Origin of the sequence: Bacillus sp. RB3 (assembly GCF_030164735.1) — a bacterium.
In the GTDB taxonomy this organism is placed as follows: Bacteria; Bacillota; Bacilli; order Bacillales; family Bacillaceae_G; genus Bacillus_A; species Bacillus_A cereus.
Window position 1 is genome coordinate 1 of record NZ_JASNGE010000052.1, and the last position, 19,953, is coordinate 19,953.

Here is a 19,953-nt window from a genome sequence, read left to right on the forward strand (position 1 = left end):
CTCCCACCTACCGTTGGGCTACGCCCTTCACACGCTTGAGGAAGGAGAATTCTTTCCGGAAATTCGTTAAAAAAAACCATAATTTTTCCTCAAGTTATATATATCGAATAGTAGCAAACAAACCTGACGTTCTACCGAATATTATAATTTACAAATGTAAGTATAACACACCTAAAACACTATAGGATGCCAAACAAAGCCTTAACCATTTGTTCCTCTATAGTTTAAAAAGAAAAAAGACATTGAAACAAACCGTTCAATGTCTTTTTTCTTTTTAAATGTTTGTATACTCAAAGTATAATTTTTCTGGTTTTCCATACATGTTAATTTCATTTTGATATAGGACAGCTAATGGCTGAGACATCTCAATGCTTTCCACATAGGATAATGAAGCAGTTGCTTCTATTTTTTCTTTAATCTCATTAGGAATGGCTGAGTAAGATAAGTTATTCATTTTACTTCCTAGTTTAGTATCTGTAGCAGCTTCATAATAAATCTCGGTAATTAAAAATTCATCATCTTCCGGATCATACATGTATCCTCGATTAACTGTAATCATATTATATAACTCCTCTCAAGTTTCATATTCTGATTCCTCGTGCTTTTAGCATTGCAACAAGTACTTTACATATTTAGATTCCCTTGTTCTTCTCTTTCGAATGCCATTATGAATGGATTCTTATTATCTTACCTAATAGTAAAATTTTGTGATTTGCAATAATATAAAGGTTTGATTTTATAGATAGTAAGTTCATAACATTTAACGCGGTAATTAATTTTTTCTTTTGAAAGTTTTAAATGATTTCCCCTATTGATAATGTTGGCTTATCTAAAGTAATTGCATGTTCATATTTCATCATAAATATCCTCTTTTCTAAATAAAAAGCACGAAATATGTGCGTTTATCCATATTTTTTTATGCTATGCTCTGTAAAAATTCATATAATCTCCCCTCTAAATTAAACAAAAAGCACAAAATATGCGTTTTCTCATTTAGCATACTTTTAGTCCTAAAAGTTTATGTATAAGTGATTCCTAACTCGAAGACAACACAAAAAGGACTTCTTCAAGTCGATTAAAATGTGCATAGCAAAATAAGCTATATATACACTAATCGGCTCAAAGAAGCCCTTTCATAATTGAAACAAGAATACAACTTGTTTCTAAAACTCAACCACAACACATAGGGTGTGGGAATAAACGGAATCAATTAAACAATAAATATAGATTTATATTAAACTATTTTTATATTATATTCAATTATTTTCAATAGAACAGGGATAAGAAGGAAGTTTATATGCAGATCCCACATGTATTGTATAATAATGCCCCTGAATCCCCTACTATAAATCCCCTCTTATATTCAGGCCCTGGTATTACTTCATGTACTGTATTTCAAAATATAGTTTTTCGGGCTTTTGATTTTGAACTAAATAACAAAGTATTTCCTTAATATTTTTTTCTTCTACTTCAACATTTTCCATATAGGTCATACTTTCGTTTTCCTGGACCTTTTCAAAAATAGCAATAGGTACTTTAACTGGCTCAAATATCCCCATTTTACTGCCTAACTTTTTTTCTGATGTACCATCATAGAAAATTTCATTTACTATTACCTCATTATTATCAGGATCGTACATGTACCCTCTTTGTATACGTAGCAATATAGTACTCCTTTCTTGTATATTCCTCCAATGAAATAAAAATATTTGTATATAATGTTATTTTATTAACAGGTGTCAAAGAATATTATTTCGCAAAATCCTTGCTTTGTATAGAGGTAGATACAGGATTATTAATTTTGTTAAGTTTTTTTGAATATTCCAAGCTAAGTATAAAATAAACAAGCCACCCTTGAAGCGAAAGCTTGTAAGGTGGCTTAGTTTTCTATAAATAGCTTTGTATCTAATTGTTTGATCTCCCCTTCTGCAAGAGGTTGATAAAAAGCGTGTTGTAATCCTTGAAAATGTAAAGATTCCCCTATGCATAACAATACTTTACCAGGAATTAAATCAAGTAATAGTTCATTATTAATTTGCTTTGCTTGTTTTCTAGTAGAAACATAAATAACTAAGATTGTAGGGTTATTCCCTAAGTCCTGCATAATAACATCTTTTCCTGACTCTACAAAAGTCTGCCATCTAGCAATTATTCGTTTTAATCGATCCTTTTGATCAGATAATAAGGTGGAGTATACAACAAAGTTAAATTTACGTTCTTTTCCTCCATTTACTATAAAACTTAAAGAAGGGGTAAAAACCCCTTTACTAATAGATGGATGCATAATATGACCTAAAAATGAAGGAGCGTAGCGTAAATGACAAAGTAGGTCTATGTCATGCCAATAACGCAGGTGAACATATTTACCATGATTGTCAAGACGCTCTGGGGCAAAGAAGAACATATTTCCTTGCCAGTATTTTAGTAGTTTAAATCCATTATTGGATAAGGTATATGTTTCTTCAAAGATTTCCATATCAAAAATTTCTACTTGCCATTTTTCGATAAATTGATAGTAAAGTAATCCTCGAAGTGCATTGTTAATTTTCTTCCGCGAAAATTTATTCTTGAATAGATATAATAAATGATTAAACCGAACGGATGTATGAACACCAATAAAATTGAGTATAGCATATTGTTCCTCTGTTAAAAGCTGCTTAAACTTAACTAATTCGTCATAAGAGTGGAATACATAGGTTTTATCCAAATCATGTATCCGATATATTTGAAGTCCTTGTATATCCTCACTTGATAAATGAGGAATAGAAGGAATATAAGTAGACATTTGTTTCTCTATTGTACGCATAATCATCCATTAAAATTGGTAAATTGACGAATTAGATTTTTTACTTTGGCCTTGAGGATAATTTAGGATACGTACAGTTCCTCTTCTATTTTTAGCATCAATATTAAGCAGCTCACATGTAACAATTGTTTGGTTTACTGCGTCATCCACAGTTGGATTTGCCAGATTACGACCCTTTAGCCCTTTAAACTGAATACCTGGTGCAACTTCTACGAAAATCCCAGCAATAGCATCTACACCTACAATTTTACCTACAAAGCGGTCACGTCGTTTGTTTAATTCTAATAGTTTTTCCATTGGATCCGTTTCTAGTTTCTTTTTATTTCCTCTAAACTCATAGCGCCCATCCTTTTCCACTACTTTATCGATGATAAGCTCTACAACATCACCAATAATAATATCCGCCGAACGAACGAATGAATGAGACCATTGCGAGTATCTTACTCCTACTGTTACACCATGAACTTCAACCAGAATAGTTTGTGCAGATGGAATATGTCCAGAAACTGTTCCTGTGTATACTTTATTCCCCTCTTGCTCTACTATTTCTTCATATAATTTTCTTTGCAGTGCAAGTTCTCCTGCAGTGATAGATACAACAGCAAAGTTCCCTTCCTCAGTTCTTTGGAAATGCTCAATAATAACGGGTTTTGTTTTACCTATCAGCCATTGAGGATTTTTAGGAATATTTATACCTGCCTCTGTAAGTGGACAATATGCTGTCGTATGAGTACCAATTTGCATTGTGAGCACTTGTATCCGCTCAGATGTCCCGTTTTTAGTTGGGAATAATTTTTCAGATACTATGGTAATTAAGCCTTTCCCTACAGTACGTTCACGTTTCATACGAGCTAATTCTTCTAATTCATGTTCACGTATTCTTTCAAATTGATTGAAAGTTGATTCTATAAAGATGTCCTCTAGCGTGTTATCCGGTTCAAATGCCATCCCTAGTTCTTTTGTAATATGAGTATTTACCTTATCTTCAACCATTATATTTTCCTCCTAGAACGTAAAAAAGGACACACCTGTACCGTTGGAATGGTACGTAAGGTGTGTCCTTCACGTAAGTCATGTTTTATTTGTATAATTATTAATTAAAATATAACGTTTTTATGTAATTTGTGCAAGTATTATTTTTTGAAAAGGGAAAAGTTAAAATACTATATCTAACCTTTCCTCCTAATTTAAGTTAGATTTTCCCTAAAAATATAATCTTGAATAAAAAGTTATTTTAGGTTTCTATAGGTATTAATCAAAAAAATCATCTAATTCCTTACTCATTACATTAGATGTATTTTTCTTTTGTTGCTGGTTTTTATTAAGTAGTGAATTTGTATTGTTATACGTATTCTTTTGTTTGGCTTTTAAGTTTTTTTTGCGTTCTTTATAGTCGATATGTTTATCTTCATGCTGCTCTTCATTATTTCTAGTGTTCTCTACCATATTCTTTTCTAAGTTTTGATGAACAGTAATGCTAATAGATTCGTAAACTTTTGCAACCTCTTCATCAAGTTTATTTTCTTTAGTGGGATTAACTGTTTTTGTAGCTGGTTTCAAATTAGTTTTCATATCTGTTTTTGTTTCCTCTAATACTGTGGTTATAAGTCCCTCTGTTAGAAGCTTTTTTTGCAATGGATCAGTTTCTACAGGAATTCCTAAATGAATTGGGTAATCTATATCCCTTTTTGGTTCCAACATAGTATTAGATACCTCTTTCTTCCGTTCTGCTAGCTCCATATTTTTTTTAGGACCTACTATTTCCCTATGTGTCTCTTTTGTTATATTCGGCAGCTCGCCATTCCGTTGTAGGGCATCTTGTAATCTTGAAGCACGTGTATAATCAATTTTAAATGCGTTCTGTAGTGCATGTATAGAAGAATTCCCTGATTCCTTAACAAAGGCTACTACATCATCATATAGGATGTCTTTAAAGAAGCCTGTTTCCTCTTGCTTTGCTTCTGATTTTTCGTTTGGAATGCTATTTTCTCGTGAAGTCGTATTATCTAAATCTGTATTAGATGAAGGAGTAGTATTGATTTGAGAATCCTTTGATAATATCAACGTATTATTATTGTTTGAAATTAAAACTTTACGAGGGCTATTCCCGGTGTAAGTGCTCACAATGTGATTGTGTTCTAACTTCTCAATAAATTTTACAGCCTTTATATGGCTGATTCTGAATTTTCTTTGCAAAAGAGATGGTGAGATTTGTTGTGATTCAATAACGAATGCCTTAATTTCTTCATACAACTTATTTTCAGTTTCTTCAATAACATTTCCCTGTTGACTGACATCCTTAAAATAATCAGGAAAAGTTACATTTTCTACTGTGTTTGTTTCTATGGAATTATTTTGTTCTATTTTATCACCATGCATAGGTGGAAATGATTCTATCTGTTTTATATTATTTGCATCTACATGTTTCATAGGATTTGATTTTGCGATAGATTCTTCAATGAGTCGAAGACGTTCAGTTTCCCAATATTGTCCAGACTTGATCTCTACTTGAATGATTGCTTGAGCAAACTCCTCTTTGGGTACAAAGTTACTAGTAATTTGTTGTACAGGTTGCACATGATTGTCTTGTACAATACGCGCAGCACAAATGAAGGCACCTTGTGCCATGATATCTCCTGGTGACATAACGACTTCTTTTAATTTTTGATATGTCGAACCTAAGCGACTAACGGGATTCTCTTGCATAGGAGAAATCCCTTGTTCAGATTCGGATTCTTTAAATTCCTCTGTTTCACCAAACATGTCAGAGAAAATTTTCGCATCATATGGTGTTACATCGCCAAATATCATCTTGTTACGGAACGAACCTAGTAAAGTAAACATATACTGCTCTGTGAAATCCAAAGCTAATTGAGATAGTGTTTGACTTGCAATTGTCAGAATGACTTTATATTTACGAGATTGTGCAGGGAACTCTTTGAACGGGCGCACAACATAATCAGGGAATTCATCCACAATAATATGATGGTATGGTGAAATATTTGGTTCTCTTCGGAATACAGCATTTTGCATACTTAGTAATACGAATTTTCCTAGTACATTAGAAAGATCTGCAAGTTCTCCTTTGGCTGTATTTACTAGTAAAATACCACCTTGCTCTAGGTGAACATCAAAATCAAAATCCGATTTTCCAAATAAAACACGTCGTATTAAAACATTTGAGGCTAAATCTTTTAAGATGTTACGCAAACCTTTTACATATTCTTCTTCCCGGTCATAATGCATTGGTTTTCCACGATATTTTCCAGATTTATAAATGGCCGGTTCCCCTTGGAAACCCGTTTTTTCACGAATGGTATTATCGAACCATTCATCGATACCTTTTATAATCTTATATTCGTTTTTTTGATCACGTGAAGCAACACGACTTTGAACAAAATCATATAATTTTTCTACCTGTACTTTTAATAGTTTGTGCATACGGTGTACACGTTCTACATCGTCGTACATATCTATTAAGTCATCAAAGGTCACATCTTTTTGTGGGTTATGTAGTTTTAATAAATAAATATGTTGCTTAAGGTGGTTCCGTTGTGCTTGTTCAAAGAATGCATTATTAGATTCCGACAGACCCTGGATAACCATTGCAAAAACCTCGGCTACTTTATCAACTGGTCCACGTAAAATATTAATGTTTTTGGTATCAGGGTTTGTGGGATCAATATAATAAATTGAACTTTCAGGAATCTTGTGTGCTTGTACTAACTTAAATACCTTTTGACATAAATCATTACTCGGTTCAATAACAGTTATCCCATTTAAAAATGTTCCTTTTACTTCTTCTGTATCATAATTATTCTTTTTATACGTATTTTCAAACTTATTTATAAAACGTACCATCCAGTGTAAATCTTGATTAATCATTGGAATAATTAAACTAGATGTCTTACCAGAACCAATAGGACCAATAATAATTCCATTTAGGGTTCTATCTTTCCCCTTGATTCGAATCATTTCTTTGTGCTTAATATGAGGACCTATATCAACATCAGGATATATTTGTTCCTCTTGGCTATTAAACCACTTTTGCAACTTATGATTTTTATATTCGTATTTTTGTACCCACATTAAGATTTCTTCTCTGTAACGGATAATATGGCCACTGTACCAAAGAGTAAACAAAATCATAAATACGGTCGGTAAGAATACAAATATCATGGTGAGTGTATGGAAATTTCCTGTTAATACATCCCCTATTGCTTGATATTCACCAAAATTAACATGTTTTGCTTTATTCATAAGATAAGGAATAACTTTCGCATGGATAGGAGTAGTTGCAAACCATAAAAACTGAATATCTACTGCAATATGAGAAGCAATTAAAATTAATAACTTGCCATTTTGAAATTGTAAAGCTGGTATACGGCTGTAGAACCTAAAACTAAATTCTCCTAGTAGCAAAGAGAAGAACATTAAAAATAGTGGTACATATGTAATTTCTATAGGATAAGACGGTGGTTCAAATGCATAGTAGAGTAACTGTATGTAGTTTGCTACACCAAATCCAAATGAAAGGATAAATCCGCTAATTAAGGCAATTGTAGTGTATAATGGTAATCTTTGCTTAGATGTCTCCATAAAGGTTCACCTAATTTTTAAAGACATAGTTGAGCTTTATGGTGTAATGTAAAACGATTGTGAAGTTCTGGCTTGAATTGTTCCTTTGATTTTTTTAGAAAGAACTTCGCTGCATCTTCAGTTTGTTTTAAATATAAGTCAATACTATCTCCTTCACACAATTGGTTATATTCTTCTTGAGAAAGTACTGCAATATTTATCTCTAGTTTGTTATTCGCCGCAGTTTCAATTATTACATCGTACCAATAATAATTAGGTTTCCCTGGAATTTTGATATCTTGTAGGGAAACGCAAAATTTAGCTCCCCCTTCTGTAATATGTTTAAGGACTAGTTCTGGAGTTTTAAATGCTTCTCTTGCTGAGAGCACTCCCCCAGTAGTTGTTGCAAATTGTAAGTTCATTGTCATTTTCCACTTCCACCTTTCTCCATACAAAAAAAGGCAAGCGACACCCACTGTAAAAACAGCGTGTGTCGCTTGCCTTAATTTCATATGTTCTGATTTGATTGTAGTTTTGAGTGTTTAGTTCAAACGTTATTCTATCACCTTAAATAATAAAAATCAATAAAGTTATATAAAAATATATAAAAAATAAACGATTAATATAATTCTACAAGTTTACGTCTTTTCGGATTAACGTTATTTGCAGCATGTACCATGATCTGTTCATCGGTTGCTATATTTGTATTTTGAATGGATAGAAGTAGTACATTATCATAAGTGTCCATCAGTAGAATATCTCTAGGATTTTCACGTTTAGGATAGATAACTACAAGCGGAACGCCTTCATCTCCATCCCTTCTTGAAAACACGACATCATCTAATCTTGCAATCATTCGGTAATCATTTTCATTTCCAAAAATAAAAAAGAAATCTTGAATAGAAGCTTTATCTCTCTTGTATGTGCGTCGAAGGCCACCATCTATTGATTCTTTAAACGTTTGAATTTTTTCGACAAAAGTGTAACGCCAATTGACATCTCCTACTGTACGTTGAGATAAAGGAAAAAGAATATCTTGTTCCAAGTTTTGATTATCATTTGTTCCTAGAATGATATCTGAAATAACATCCCCAGCATCTTTCAATGAGCAAATGTGTACATTTAGATTTGGTATATTCATTAATAATTCATGATGCTTCCGCATAGAAAATAATAGATTTTTCATACGTATGTATGGCGGTTCTGCATCTTCAGCAAGGAACATTGATTTGTCGTACATAACAAAGACAACCGTTACATCCTCATTTGTTTTTTTTGCATATTCTATGTACTTCTCTACTTTTTCAACTAAGATAGAATTTGTCTCTTTGCACATGTCCATCTCAATATGGATATTTTTATCTTGGTATGAAATATGTTCATCAGGAATCAAGGCCAATTGGTTGTCCTCAATTTTTATATTTTTTTTCTGGTAAAAAGAACGAATATCCAATTCATATAATACTTCATTGGTTTGTGTCTTCTTTGTAGTCGCTAAAAGAGTACGGATCATGACTTCACGTGAACACATAGTGTGAAGAGAAGTTGTTCTTGAGTACCGTCTTTTTGAACTTTTTTTGGGAATTCTTCCTATTTCCAATAAGAATTCAATTGTCTTTTCTTTTAAGGAAAATAAAGCGCGTTTCGTAATACTGTCAGCCCTTTTATCTATTCTTTTAGTTAACATAGCTCCATATTGTGAGTACCGGTCAAGCTTTGTAAATATGCTAGCTTCAGAACATTCTCTTCCCTCAAATGCACTATATAACTGCGTGATTTGCCTTGTTGTAAGTGCTCTTTTGTAATATAAAACTGTAAAGACAAATATGTCAGCTTCTTTTAAGTGAAAATGTTTTTGGGTACCTGATCTTCTATATTTATACACTTTTTCGGACAATGCATACACCTCTTATATTGAATTAAACTAAATTAAATACTTATTATTTTTAATATACTATTACATTGATGTGGTGGTTGTAAAACCTGAAAAAATAAATAAGACATTTTAATTTTTAGAGGTACTTCATTTTGTACGTTGAAGTTGAGATGAAAACTACTCTTATAAATCTCTTATAAATTATTGATTTATAAGGCTCTATTAAATCGTTTGTTTTGTTAGGACGAGCTACTACTAGATACCTAACAATAGTTATAATGAAATTCTATTTATAAAATAATGTTATGACGTCCTAACATTTATTAGATAGCCAAACTACTATTTTAATTGATTAAAATTATTCAAGATTTATAAAAAGGTTTATTGATAATAAAGAATAATTTTTTCTATCCTTAATTCGAAATTCAACTTTTTATTAGTGATGAAACGCTCTTTTCAACTTCTACTATTTGCTCAATGTAAAATTCCAACTTTTTCTTTTATGTTTTTTTCTTGTATAGAATCATAAATTCACTTAGACAAATAATATTAATTGTTTATACCAAATCATAAATAAGTTAACAATATGTCTATAGATACTTAACATATTGGTTTTAGTCAATTGAATTACCTTCACTTTTTCTTCGTTAAACAAGGAGTTATCTTAACTGAAATAATAAAATTGAACAGTTGTTAATTTTATGTGAGGTTGTAATTGCTATCATCATTCCTCCTGCATTACAAAAAATTTTATTATAATGTAAGTATCACTTTGATGTTAATAAGATGAGATTTCACTTTTAATAATCTAGTTTGAACAAATGTTTCTTTTTTATAGTAGAGATGTGATTGTTAGCCTACTACTTTTAGAATGTCAAAGTTGATTTATCCTAGTACTCCCTTTTTAATATGTTGAATATCAAGGATATTGATGCTGTTCATATGAAATTAACAACCTCTTCTACTGGCTTTTGAGGAATGAATGAAATTGACAAGGAATTGAATTCAAATGAGGAAAAGAGGATGATTTTTCTTATAACATATATAATAATGTGAACTAACAAGTACTAAGTGAAGAACAGTACATTAACATAACATTAACAATGAGCGGTCTTATAAGTGATAAATCCCGTTAAAACAGCTAGGTAACAAAGAAAACCTTAGTGTGAATTGCTATAAGAATGTCTTGAAATCTCCCTAGTAATATAAATACACTCGAACAATATTTATTGTTGGAATATTGAAAAAGTTTAGTTGAATTATATAAGCTTTACAAATACGGTTTACATACAAGTTTTATATAAGAGTCTTATATAAAACTTGTATGTAAACTAGATAATTTGTTTTTCGATTTAACTACGATATAAAAGCATTATATTATACACTTTATATGTAAAGCTTATATATAAGGTGTATAATATTTGCTGGAATTTTTATGCTAAAAAAATTGGTGGTTTTTAATCTGTTTTTTAGAATTTCGATTTGGTTTTTTTAATAATCTTTTTTGAAATGTCAATCACATGAAATTTAAGATTGATATAACATGTATACGCATTATATATAAGGCGTATACATAAACCCTTATAAAATATATATTAATTCTATTTTTAATTTTATAAGTCTTATATACAAGTCCTGTATATAAGTTTTATTTATAATGACTTGATATACGACGTGTAATGATGTACTATGTTTCTAGGAATAATTAACCAGTGTTCTAAGGGGGGGGACGACTTGAACGAAGTTTTAAGTGAAAAATATCAAACAATCAAGTTTGCAGATGAAGTAGTAAACATGTTTGCTGATATACTTGAACAAGATGAGATACTCTATAGTGTATTTCTATACATAGGAAACATAGTAAATAAACAATTTCAAGAGACGAAGTACATGAGGGGCATATCTATTAATGAAATAGTGGAAAATGTAGTTATTGATAGGAGAGTAAAGAAAAAAAAGGGTAAATCCTATTCTTTAGAGGTTGAACGTACGAATATATCTAGACGTTCAGCTGAAATAAGTGTGAGTACACTATCATCAATGTCTTTAATCTATGAAAAAACCATGCACCCATATAAATTTTTGATCTCAACTTATAGAGGGCAACAAGTACTGATTGAGTTAGGGAAAAGAAAAAAGATAAATAAGGAGAGATAAAATAATGGCAAAAAACTTCTTGAAGAATGAAGTGGCAGTTAAAATGACGATGGTCGGTTTTGGTCAAGCTGGTACTAGAATGGTAGATAAATTTGCGGAATATACACATACAGATGGTACAGCAGTATATAATTGCTTAGCACTAAATAGTAATGATGGAGATCTAGCTGAATTAAAAAATGTACCCAAAAGTAATCAAGTTTCACTGAAATTAGGTGGTTTAGGTAAGAATCCTGAGCGTGCAGTAAAAGTCCTTGATTCAAATGAGGAAGCAAAAGAAAAGCTAAAAGAATTTATTACTGAACGAGTAAGACCTTCGGATGAACTTGTTTTATTTTTTGCAGGTTTAGGTGGAGGAACTGGAACTTCTACAATCATTAAGGCTATTGAAGAATTTTCGGCTTTTCATAACAAGCCAGTAATCAGACAAGAATTACAAAAAGTTGCGCAGCTATATCCAATGTCTGAAATCAAGGCGAATCAAGCGAAGTTTGCGAGAATAGCCTTTGAAAATGCTATTGAGCGCAAAGACTTTATTAAAATGGGGATTGTTGTAACTCTTCCCGTCCGAGCAGATGGGCCTGATGTATTACGACAAGTAAATAAATTTTCACAGGAAATTTGGAAATTAGCAAATGATAAATCAAAAGGTGTAGCATTTGTTGTGTTTGCTGATAACCAGCATTTTTATGATGAATTTAAGGAATTGAATGAAAATGAGAAAAAAGGTATCGCTAATTCACGAGATTATGCAAATCAACGTATTAGTGAAATTATTCATGAGTTAAATACCGCTGCTAATGGATCTGGTACATCTGTAATACTGGATTCTCAAGATTTTAAACGTATTTTACTTGAGAAAACGGGCTGTTTAGTAATTAATAAGGTTTCACGTAATATGAATCAAATAGAAAATAGCCATGCAATTATAGAAATGTTCCAAGAATCATTAAGAGGAAGCTCTTTCCATCCCCCGATTGATTTGATGAAGAAGAACGATGATGGTTCTGTTGAAGCATCAAAAGTACATCATTTTGGTATGCTTGCTATCCTAGATGAGCAAAAGAATATTAATGATTCCTTTATGGATGACGCTAAGGTAGAAGTATCAAATAATTTACCTATAAATGGTACAGTTTTTAATGGATATTTGGTAAGTAAGAATGATTTCTTAGGAACTGTATATACCTTCTATAAAACCGATGCATTACCATCGAGATTATCTAAAGGTTTAGTTGAAGAATTTAATGAATTTAAAGAAAGACAAAGCCAAATTCAGTATAAAAAGTCTCAAATTAGTACGATTGAAAGTATAGATGAGGATGAGGATTTAGGTTTTGCATTTGGAGATTTTATTGATATGGGTAGTGACGAAGAAAATAATAATGCTGGAGCAAATGAAGATGAAGATCTAGCAGATTTTCTAGATCCAGATAAGATGTTTGGTACTACAAAATAATAAAAAAGTCTGGACTAAGTTCCAGACTTTTTTATTATTCCAATGAATCCATAAGAGATTTTATATACTCAATAATATTATCTTGTATGTACTGCTCTATGAAGAGTTGTTTTTTACTCAAGTCTTCCTCTTTTTTAAACCAGCCTGCTTTTCTAGTGCGCTCTTCCTCAGGTTTGTTATTCCATAAGCTCTCTGCTTGTTTTCTTAATTCCTGACGTGCCCTATGCTCAATAATAAAATTATCAAGCCTATCTTGGCGTTGGCGTAATTTTAGCGTTTCTACATCTTCTGGTTGTGGTAACTGCTTTAATATACTTTCTACCCTCTCTTCATAATGAGATTCAATATGTTTTATTTTTTCTTCTAACTGTTTAGTTACCATTTTTTCAATAATTTCAGCAGTAGCTTGAAGGTTTAATTCAGTGGATACCTCATTTGTTTGATGTTCTGGTGAAACTGGTCTTAAATCAAATTGGTGTGGTAAAAGGTCAATAATTGCATCTAGAGACCATTTCTCATCCCTTTTCTGCTTTATAAATAGAGCAATTTCAAGATCTAAAGCATTATAGAGTTTTTCATTTGTATTTTGAGTTCTTAAAGTTTCATGAAGTCCCTTTTCTTCTAGGATATTGAACCAATTATAAACTGTATTATGATGACGTCCTACTAGTTTTGAGAATTCTGTTATCCGCCATGCTTTTTCGAAAACATTATCATCTAATATATCATCATCGTTAATTTGATGGTCTTGTTTTTCATTTTTTTGCTCAATCATTGTAACTACCTCCTCAAAAATCAACTCATAAATAACTAATTATAATTAACATGTGAGCTGAGATTAACATGTTAGCTAGTATTTCGATAATATTTGTAAAAATCCCTACCAATCCAGTGAATTACATGAAATATAGAATTAACATGTAAACATATACTTGTTAACAAAACATTAACGTTTAGTATAGAATTCGGTGAATCAGTAACTTTATTACCAATTTGAAATATATAATTGGTAATGTTTTGTTAATGGGAATATATATATTATTGTAGTAGCGCTACTGATAGTTGCTATGAGATTAACAAATTAGGCTACTTAATATTAATGATAAGGAAATAAAGCTATTTTGTAAATAAGTTATAAGGATATAATCCGGTTATATAACGGAAAATACACAAAGTAACGCTCAAAATCTAATTATCACGTATAAAAGCTAGTAAAAAGTAAATAATATTAATGTAGAGTTAGTATTGTTCAATAAACAAAACGGTATTTAAGGATATAGGAGTACAATCATACTGCTTCGAAGAGGTTCGTCCTACTCCCTATTTACTTGCTACATACAAGTTAGGATCTACTTATGTATATTAATTTAGTATAGAATGTACAATTTAAGTTGTATATTGCATGTCATGATAGAAATTTATGTAGTCAGTATCAACAAAATGATCTTTATCAGTATTAAAGAACAGATTGAGCCTGTGAGTTGACATTAACATGAAACATGACATTGACATGAAATCAATACTACAACCACCTACTAATAACATACGAACACCTATTGTTAATGTTTTGTTAACTATAATAGGTATAGATCAACCCTTTGTATACATGCTGATCTAAAAAGATTACCTTTTAACATGAAATGTGAACCATAAACGAAGGATTTTATAGATAATTTTGAGGAAGTTTTTAAGATACTAAGGTTCGACTTAGAATACTAGAATAATCCAAGTGATGTATTTTGTAGATATCCGATTTCTAGTATATGTTTACATATATTAATAAGATCATAAACAAGACAATGAGATTGATATGTTAACGAAAATTAGATAAGCATACTTCGAATATCCATAAAGATAACATTGACATAAAATGAGGTATTGCTATGAGATTAATACGACATTAACAAAAACACCCAAACAAAGGATAAATCATCCTAATTGTTAATGTCATGTTGATCAGAAATAGAAAACTGCTATTTACATTTAGAGATACTAGTTATTCTAATGGGTGTTTATGACTTAAATACCCATTAGAAAGTTAATAAAAGTAATTAGTAATAAAATATAGCATGCGCTGGTTTGTTAGTTACTACATTCCAGTAACTAATGATAATAAATGTAGATCTACTAATTGGTTTTACGTTAATTTATATCTGAGTATCATCGGATTGATATAACACATAAAATATCAATATGAAATTAACATCTGTACATTTTTATTTCCTTTCATATCAATGTCAATTGATATGTTAATTTCATTCGAGGGTATTAGTGTTGGTTCATTGTTTATATGACATTAACAAATTTGGGTTGTTTACTTCAAATTGTGTTAAAAATTAAATGGAGATAGACTTTCTTTGAAACCTTCTTGATCAAGGAGGTTTATAAAAAGAACGGTGTAGCATATTGGGAGTTTTGGTTATAAATAGCAGTTGTAATACTTAGGTATACGACTTATTTATTTGGGCATACTATAAGTATGAGTTCTTTTCTATGATAAAAAAAGTGTAGCTAATATCTTTACAATCTATAATTATAGATTGTAGTTTTTATAGTATTTGAGTAGAAGAAATGATTTTGTGTATCATTCCAATATAAGTATATACTAACTAAAAGTCATTTTAATTGTTACAAGAAAAATATGTTATGGATGTATATTCATTATTAGCGTGCTTTTTGTCTAATAACTAAAATAGAAACTTAAAAGCAATTTTATAATTTTTGTTTGCGAAATATGTAATTAATAAATTGGCTTAGGTATGAACTGGATGGTTAGTTTAACTTGTATTCATCTCTCAATATAAAATTTCATGTCAATGTCAGTTGATATGTTAATATCAACCGAACGAGTTTGTGTCGCTTTATTGTTTACATAACATTAATATGCTTTAGTCGTTTGCTGTTAGTTATGCTATGAGTAATATAAAGATTATTTTATATTTAAAGTTCTCTAAGGTAAGGAATATATTAAATGAATGTTTTTTACTTTTGAAATTTAGTTGTAAATAAAAAAATCGAAATTTTGTTATGAAAATCCTATACTTAGATATACTAATAGTATTACCTGAATTAGGTTATTAAATGACATATGCAAAAAAGAAAAGGTTAATCAATTAGAAGCATTATTTTTGTGAGTTTATTTAATAATTGCGAAGTAGTATTGACATTTAGATATTATATAGATAATCTTATACATAAGTTTTATTGTTTAAAATTAATATACAAATTGAGATATATTTAATTCTTGCTAAACGGACACACCGAGGGCATATACCTGCCATTGGTGTGTCTTTTTTTATTTAATAACTAGAAAATGATAAGGAGAGTATTAAAGAATGAATGAAATTATTAGTGAAAGTAAAAGAAGATTTGATAAATATTGTAAAGATAATCAAGTTTTTGAGGAGAGAATTAATTCTCTTATTAACTACTATTTTTTACTGCTTGCTGATCGTGTAAACATTTTACAAGATAGAGAATTTAATAACGAGGTCGAAGAGAAGCGATTTAAAAGCAATCTCAAAAGATTTGAAACATTATTCCCAGCTGCTGCTAAGAATGCATTTCTAAAAGGATATCAGCTTGGTTTAGAGTTTTTCAAACATCCAGAGACAGTGATTCCGGATTCTCTATTTATAAATCCTAATTTTGTACAAGATATTCCTTTTGCAATTGTAAATGCAGCGGAATTTAGCATTTATGAATTAGTTCGAACGGATGAAACACAAGAATTTAGTGTATTTGCTGTTCGAACGTATGAAGGCATTAAACCCATAATGGAACAAGTGTTTTGTGAAATTGCATTGTTTGGTGCGGAAATTGCACTTGAGCATGAACGTGAGGAAAGAGGACTGAAAGTAGTAGAAGGAAAAACAACTACTTTTACAAATGTTCCAGTAGATCGTTTATTTACAATTACTCCATCTGTAGCTGCTAATGTTGTGCATGCAGACGGCCGCTGTGAAATTTGGAGTCTAAACTGGAATACGAAATTAACTTTAGATAACCCTTTTATTGAATTAGCACAAGTAACCATTGTTTACAAAGACAAGACAGAAATACAAAAAAATCTTCGGGATGGATTTATATATGAACAAAGTTTATTTAGTGAGGTACCGTTAGAAGAAATCGAAGATCGTTTAGAGGTTAGAGTTAAATATAACCTTATTGATAATATGCCATGTAATTTGGATGGATTTGAAATAGAAGCGCTTCTCACCGAACTATTAACAAAAATACAAAATGCAACAAATGTGCCTTTTGAAAACATGCTATTACTTTAAAGCGATTTTCTATCAAAGAGGAGTTTTTTATAATGAAAAAGATTGTATTAGCTATTAGCGATACTGTGTATACGGAATATTTACGTGAGGATTTTGTTGGTGCAGGATTTGAAGTAGCTGATAGTGATGTCATGCACATCAAGTATTTAGATGAAATTCTAGATACGGAGCAACCTGATATTTTATGTATTAATGACAAACGATTAAATATTGATGCGGGATACGAAGATAAGCGAGAATTAATTATTTTACAGAAGTTAAGAGACATTCGCTTTCAGCGGGATATTCGCATTGTAGTATTTACAGAGCGTGAAAATGACGATGAATTTTTAGCGAAACTGATTTATTTAGGTATCTATGACATTTTTAACTCTCGTAAAATTGATATTGATAATAAAGTCATACCGCAGCTGCTGAAGGAATCAGATATTAAAAATGTAGCAGAAATTGTAGGAGCAAGTCAGGTACCGCAACATACGAAATTGCCCGAAGTTCTTGTTGATGAGGAAGAAGAGGAAGTATCAAGTGAATTAGAGGAAGGTAGCAACAGTAAACTTCCCTCTAAATCTAAATTATTTAAAAACAAACCAAAGAGTAAGTCTATCCAGCAGGAAACGCCAAAAGCACCAATTATAAAAAAACAGTATAAATTGGCTTTTGAGCCGGTATATGAGAAGCAAATTGGTATTGCCATTCCAAGAAGAACAATAGTTGTGGCCAGTATGAACAGAAGAAGTGGTGCTACATTTGTTTCACATCTTTTAGCTGCTTACTTAAATGAACTACAGATTGATGTGAATTATATAGAGAATCTATATGATGATGGTTATACGTATCCGTTATTAAAGGGATATACAGAAGCACCAGAAAACTATCGTAGTGAATTTATGTTGCAGCGATATAAAGAGATGCTTCAGAAGGAATCTGATATATTATCAATTCCAAAATGGAAGCAAGGAAGAATAAATTATATCGTAAAAAATCCTATAGTGGACCAAGAGCTGAAAAACGAAACAGAGCAGGACTTTGACCATTTTATTAAGGTTTTATTGGCTAACCAAGAAGCACCTATATCTATTATTGATGCAGGGAGCGATTGGGATAAAGATTTATACCATGAGATATGTGAAATGGCAGATTATATCTTCTTTGTAGTGGAACCAGATCTGCATCAATTGCTAAAGATAGCGCATCCTCTTACAACAAAAGAGAGAAAGCTTGTTTCTTACTTAGCTTTAGAGAAAACAAGAATCATTGGGAATAAGTTTTCTCCTGCGCTTTTAAAGCATGAAGTAGTAGAAGAATGCTTTGGAGATAAGGTATTAACTGCTTTACCACCATATGAAATAGAAGATGTGTTTGAGTCACAATTGAATAGTAGTACGTTACTATCAAGTCGTAACTATTATAAAGAGTTAGAAGAAATAATGAAGGTAATAGCAGAGTTATTGCTACCAAATCAATTGTTGAATTCCAAAAAAAGTTCCATTTTAAGTGGATTTCGATTTCGAAAGTCTGAAAGTTAAGGAGGCTGAAGAGGAATGCAAAAGTTTATTGTTGCAGCAAGTATGTTGCTGTTATTTGTAGGTTGTCTATTCTTTGTAGCTGATATGGTGATTGGAGATACAACACATACTGATAATAAATCGTCTTTAGAAAGGGGAGGCGAGATAGCTGTGGCTAAGTCTGTAAAAGTAGGTACTCTGCGTGCAGAAGAAGAAATAGCTATTGATCCAGAAAAAGCGAAACAAGAGTTTGAAAAGGCGTATAACGGTAATGCGGATTTTAAAGATCCCGCTTCAAAACGTAACTTCACTGTACATGATGTACAGGAAAAACCAGCAATGATTGCTGTCGAAGGTGATGCAGAAGCTGCTAGTTATTTTAAGCAATTTGATGAAAAAAAAGAAACGATAAAGAGTAAAGCGAGAAGTATTATTATTTATGATGCGAATGGAAAAGAAAAACAATTAGGTGGAAACGTAAAATAAAGAAAAAGAGTAGGTGCATTAAAAATGCAAAATACAGTAACTACGGTTCTATTCCTTACCTTTTCTTTATTATTAATTAGCCTTTTACCCGAAGGCGTTTTGTATGGAATACAGTTAGTGAAAGCACATAACTTTGCTGCTGATATGGTAGAAAACGCAGAAAATAAGGGTGGATTTCAATATGATTACAATGGAAAAAGGGTGGATTTAGTCCCTGGGATAGAGAAAAGAATGAAAGAAGAAAAGATGGATGGATGGAAGTATGAGTATACAAAGGGACGCATCGATCATAATCAATCCCTTTCTTTTAAGGTGAAAGCAGAACACCATTTCTTCATATTTAAGCTGATTGGTGTAGATGGCATAAAAGCTCCGATATGGGCGAGTAAAGAGGGATTGGGACAAGTATATTTTAAGTAATGAAAATTCTAAGATTTTTACTATAAAAGACTATGCTGAAAAGTATAGTTTTTTTGTCAGGAAAATATACCTATATAGAACAGAAGTTATAAAAAATGTTAATTAATTAATTTATATGTTAAATTATCTGGATTTTATGTTTAAATTAGGTACAATAAAAGAATCTATGAAAAACTAATATATTTGGAGGAACAAACAATGGCTAACAAATTTTTAAAAACAGCAACAGCACTAACAATTATGGGTACATCATTACTAGGAGCAGGAGCATTTACTGCTAAGGCTGATAACACAGACTCATTAAAATTCAATGATGTTCCAGCAAATCACTGGTCTACAAAAGCAATTTATGATTTAACAAATCGTAAAGTAGTGCAAGGGTA

At 31.1% G+C, this 19,953-nt stretch carries 14 protein-coding genes and 1 pseudogene; 7 read left to right on the forward strand and 8 right to left on the reverse strand.

The window, feature by feature from the left end:
* Positions 1 to 274 precede the first annotated feature (274 nt).
* From QO049_RS28990 to QO049_RS29020, 7 genes are all read right to left on the reverse strand, one after another.
* Positions 275 to 559, reverse strand: coding sequence for a hypothetical protein (locus QO049_RS28990; RefSeq protein WP_000633825.1), 285 nt, complete (start codon positions 557 to 559; stop codon positions 275 to 277).
* Positions 560 to 1,376: 817 nt separating this feature from the next.
* Positions 1,377 to 1,664 carry a hypothetical protein gene (locus QO049_RS28995; RefSeq protein WP_002164669.1) on the reverse strand — a complete coding sequence of 96 codons (288 nt, stop codon included), beginning with the start codon at positions 1,662 to 1,664 and terminating at the stop codon, positions 1,377 to 1,379.
* A gap of 215 nt (positions 1,665 to 1,879) precedes the next feature.
* Positions 1,880 to 2,806, reverse strand: coding sequence for a hypothetical protein (locus QO049_RS29000; RefSeq protein WP_284489735.1), 927 nt, complete (start codon positions 2,804 to 2,806; stop codon positions 1,880 to 1,882).
* Positions 2,807 to 2,815: 9 nt separating this feature from the next.
* A complete protein-coding gene (locus tag QO049_RS29005) occupies positions 2,816 to 3,799 on the reverse strand; it encodes a hypothetical protein (protein WP_000228953.1) in 984 nt (327 codons plus the stop codon).
* 258 nt (positions 3,800 to 4,057) lie between these two features.
* Positions 4,058 to 7,405 carry a DNA translocase FtsK gene (locus QO049_RS29010; protein WP_284489736.1) on the reverse strand — a complete coding sequence of 1,116 codons (3,348 nt, stop codon included), beginning with the start codon at positions 7,403 to 7,405 and terminating at the stop codon, positions 4,058 to 4,060.
* A gap of 17 nt (positions 7,406 to 7,422) precedes the next feature.
* Positions 7,423 to 7,896, reverse strand: coding sequence for a hypothetical protein (locus QO049_RS29015; RefSeq protein ID WP_002006391.1), 474 nt, complete (start codon positions 7,894 to 7,896; stop codon positions 7,423 to 7,425).
* Positions 7,897 to 8,003: 107 nt separating this feature from the next.
* Positions 8,004 to 9,281, reverse strand: a complete 1,278-nt coding sequence (locus tag QO049_RS29020; protein ID WP_001291941.1) for a replication-relaxation family protein — start codon at positions 9,279 to 9,281, stop codon at positions 8,004 to 8,006.
* A 1,713-nt stretch (positions 9,282 to 10,994) separates the two neighbouring features.
* On the opposite strand from QO049_RS29020, the gene QO049_RS29025 reads away from it, so the two are divergent.
* Both QO049_RS29025 and QO049_RS29030 read left to right on the forward strand, forming a co-directional pair.
* Positions 10,995 to 11,417, forward strand: a complete 423-nt coding sequence (locus QO049_RS29025) for a hypothetical protein (protein ID WP_001006726.1) — start codon at positions 10,995 to 10,997, stop codon at positions 11,415 to 11,417.
* 4 nt (positions 11,418 to 11,421) lie between these two features.
* Positions 11,422 to 12,876, forward strand: a complete 1,455-nt coding sequence (locus QO049_RS29030) for an FtsZ/tubulin family protein (protein ID WP_001097031.1) — start codon at positions 11,422 to 11,424, stop codon at positions 12,874 to 12,876.
* Between the two features lie 34 nt (positions 12,877 to 12,910).
* On the opposite strand, the gene QO049_RS29035 is transcribed toward QO049_RS29030, so the two are convergent.
* Positions 12,911 to 13,651 (reverse strand): MerR family transcriptional regulator, encoded by a 741-nt coding sequence (locus QO049_RS29035; protein ID WP_098211266.1) that lies wholly within the window; start codon positions 13,649 to 13,651, stop codon positions 12,911 to 12,913.
* Positions 13,652 to 16,211: 2,560 nt separating this feature from the next.
* On the opposite strand from QO049_RS29035, the gene QO049_RS29040 reads away from it, so the two are divergent.
* The 5 genes and pseudogenes from QO049_RS29040 to QO049_RS29060 form a co-directional block, all read left to right on the forward strand.
* Entirely contained in the window at positions 16,212 to 17,159 is a 948-nt protein-coding gene (locus QO049_RS29040; protein ID WP_284489737.1) for a hypothetical protein, read from the forward strand.
* Positions 17,160 to 17,191: 32 nt separating this feature from the next.
* Positions 17,192 to 18,685 carry a hypothetical protein gene (locus tag QO049_RS29045; protein ID WP_284489738.1) on the forward strand — a complete coding sequence of 498 codons (1,494 nt, stop codon included), beginning with the start codon at positions 17,192 to 17,194 and terminating at the stop codon, positions 18,683 to 18,685.
* Between the two features lie 15 nt (positions 18,686 to 18,700).
* The gene (locus QO049_RS29050) at positions 18,701 to 19,150 is read left to right on the forward strand and encodes a hypothetical protein (RefSeq protein WP_284489739.1); all 450 of its coding nucleotides are present in this window, start codon (positions 18,701 to 18,703) and stop codon (positions 19,148 to 19,150) included.
* A gap of 24 nt (positions 19,151 to 19,174) precedes the next feature.
* Positions 19,175 to 19,570, forward strand: coding sequence for a DUF4320 family protein (locus QO049_RS29055; protein ID WP_284489740.1), 396 nt, complete (start codon positions 19,175 to 19,177; stop codon positions 19,568 to 19,570).
* Between the two features lie 198 nt (positions 19,571 to 19,768).
* Positions 19,769 to 19,953 (forward strand): annotated as a pseudogene (locus tag QO049_RS29060) (S-layer homology domain-containing protein); the annotation flags it as partial.

Coding starts and splice junctions, on each gene's coding strand:
- QO049_RS28990 (WP_000633825.1), bottom strand. CDS start 559: ATGATTACAGTTAATCGAGGATACATGTATGATCCGGAAGATGATGAA.
- QO049_RS29000 (WP_284489735.1), bottom strand. CDS start 2,806: ATGCGTACAATAGAGAAACAAATGTCTACTTATATTCCTTCTATTCCT.
- QO049_RS29005 (WP_000228953.1), bottom strand. CDS start 3,799: ATGGTTGAAGATAAGGTAAATACTCATATTACAAAAGAACTAGGGATG.
- QO049_RS29010 (WP_284489736.1), bottom strand. CDS start 7,405: ATGGAGACATCTAAGCAAAGATTACCATTATACACTACAATTGCCTTA.
- QO049_RS29015 (WP_002006391.1), bottom strand. CDS start 7,896: ATGAAATTAAGGCAAGCGACACACGCTGTTTTTACAGTGGGTGTCGCT.
- QO049_RS29030 (WP_001097031.1), top strand. CDS start 11,422: ATGGCAAAAAACTTCTTGAAGAATGAAGTGGCAGTTAAAATGACGATG.
- QO049_RS29035 (WP_098211266.1), bottom strand. CDS start 13,651: ATGATTGAGCAAAAAAATGAAAAACAAGACCATCAAATTAACGATGAT.
- QO049_RS29040 (WP_284489737.1), top strand. CDS start 16,212: ATGAATGAAATTATTAGTGAAAGTAAAAGAAGATTTGATAAATATTGT.
- QO049_RS29045 (WP_284489738.1), top strand. CDS start 17,192: ATGAAAAAGATTGTATTAGCTATTAGCGATACTGTGTATACGGAATAT.
- QO049_RS29050 (WP_284489739.1), top strand. CDS start 18,701: ATGCAAAAGTTTATTGTTGCAGCAAGTATGTTGCTGTTATTTGTAGGT.
- QO049_RS29055 (WP_284489740.1), top strand. CDS start 19,175: ATGCAAAATACAGTAACTACGGTTCTATTCCTTACCTTTTCTTTATTA.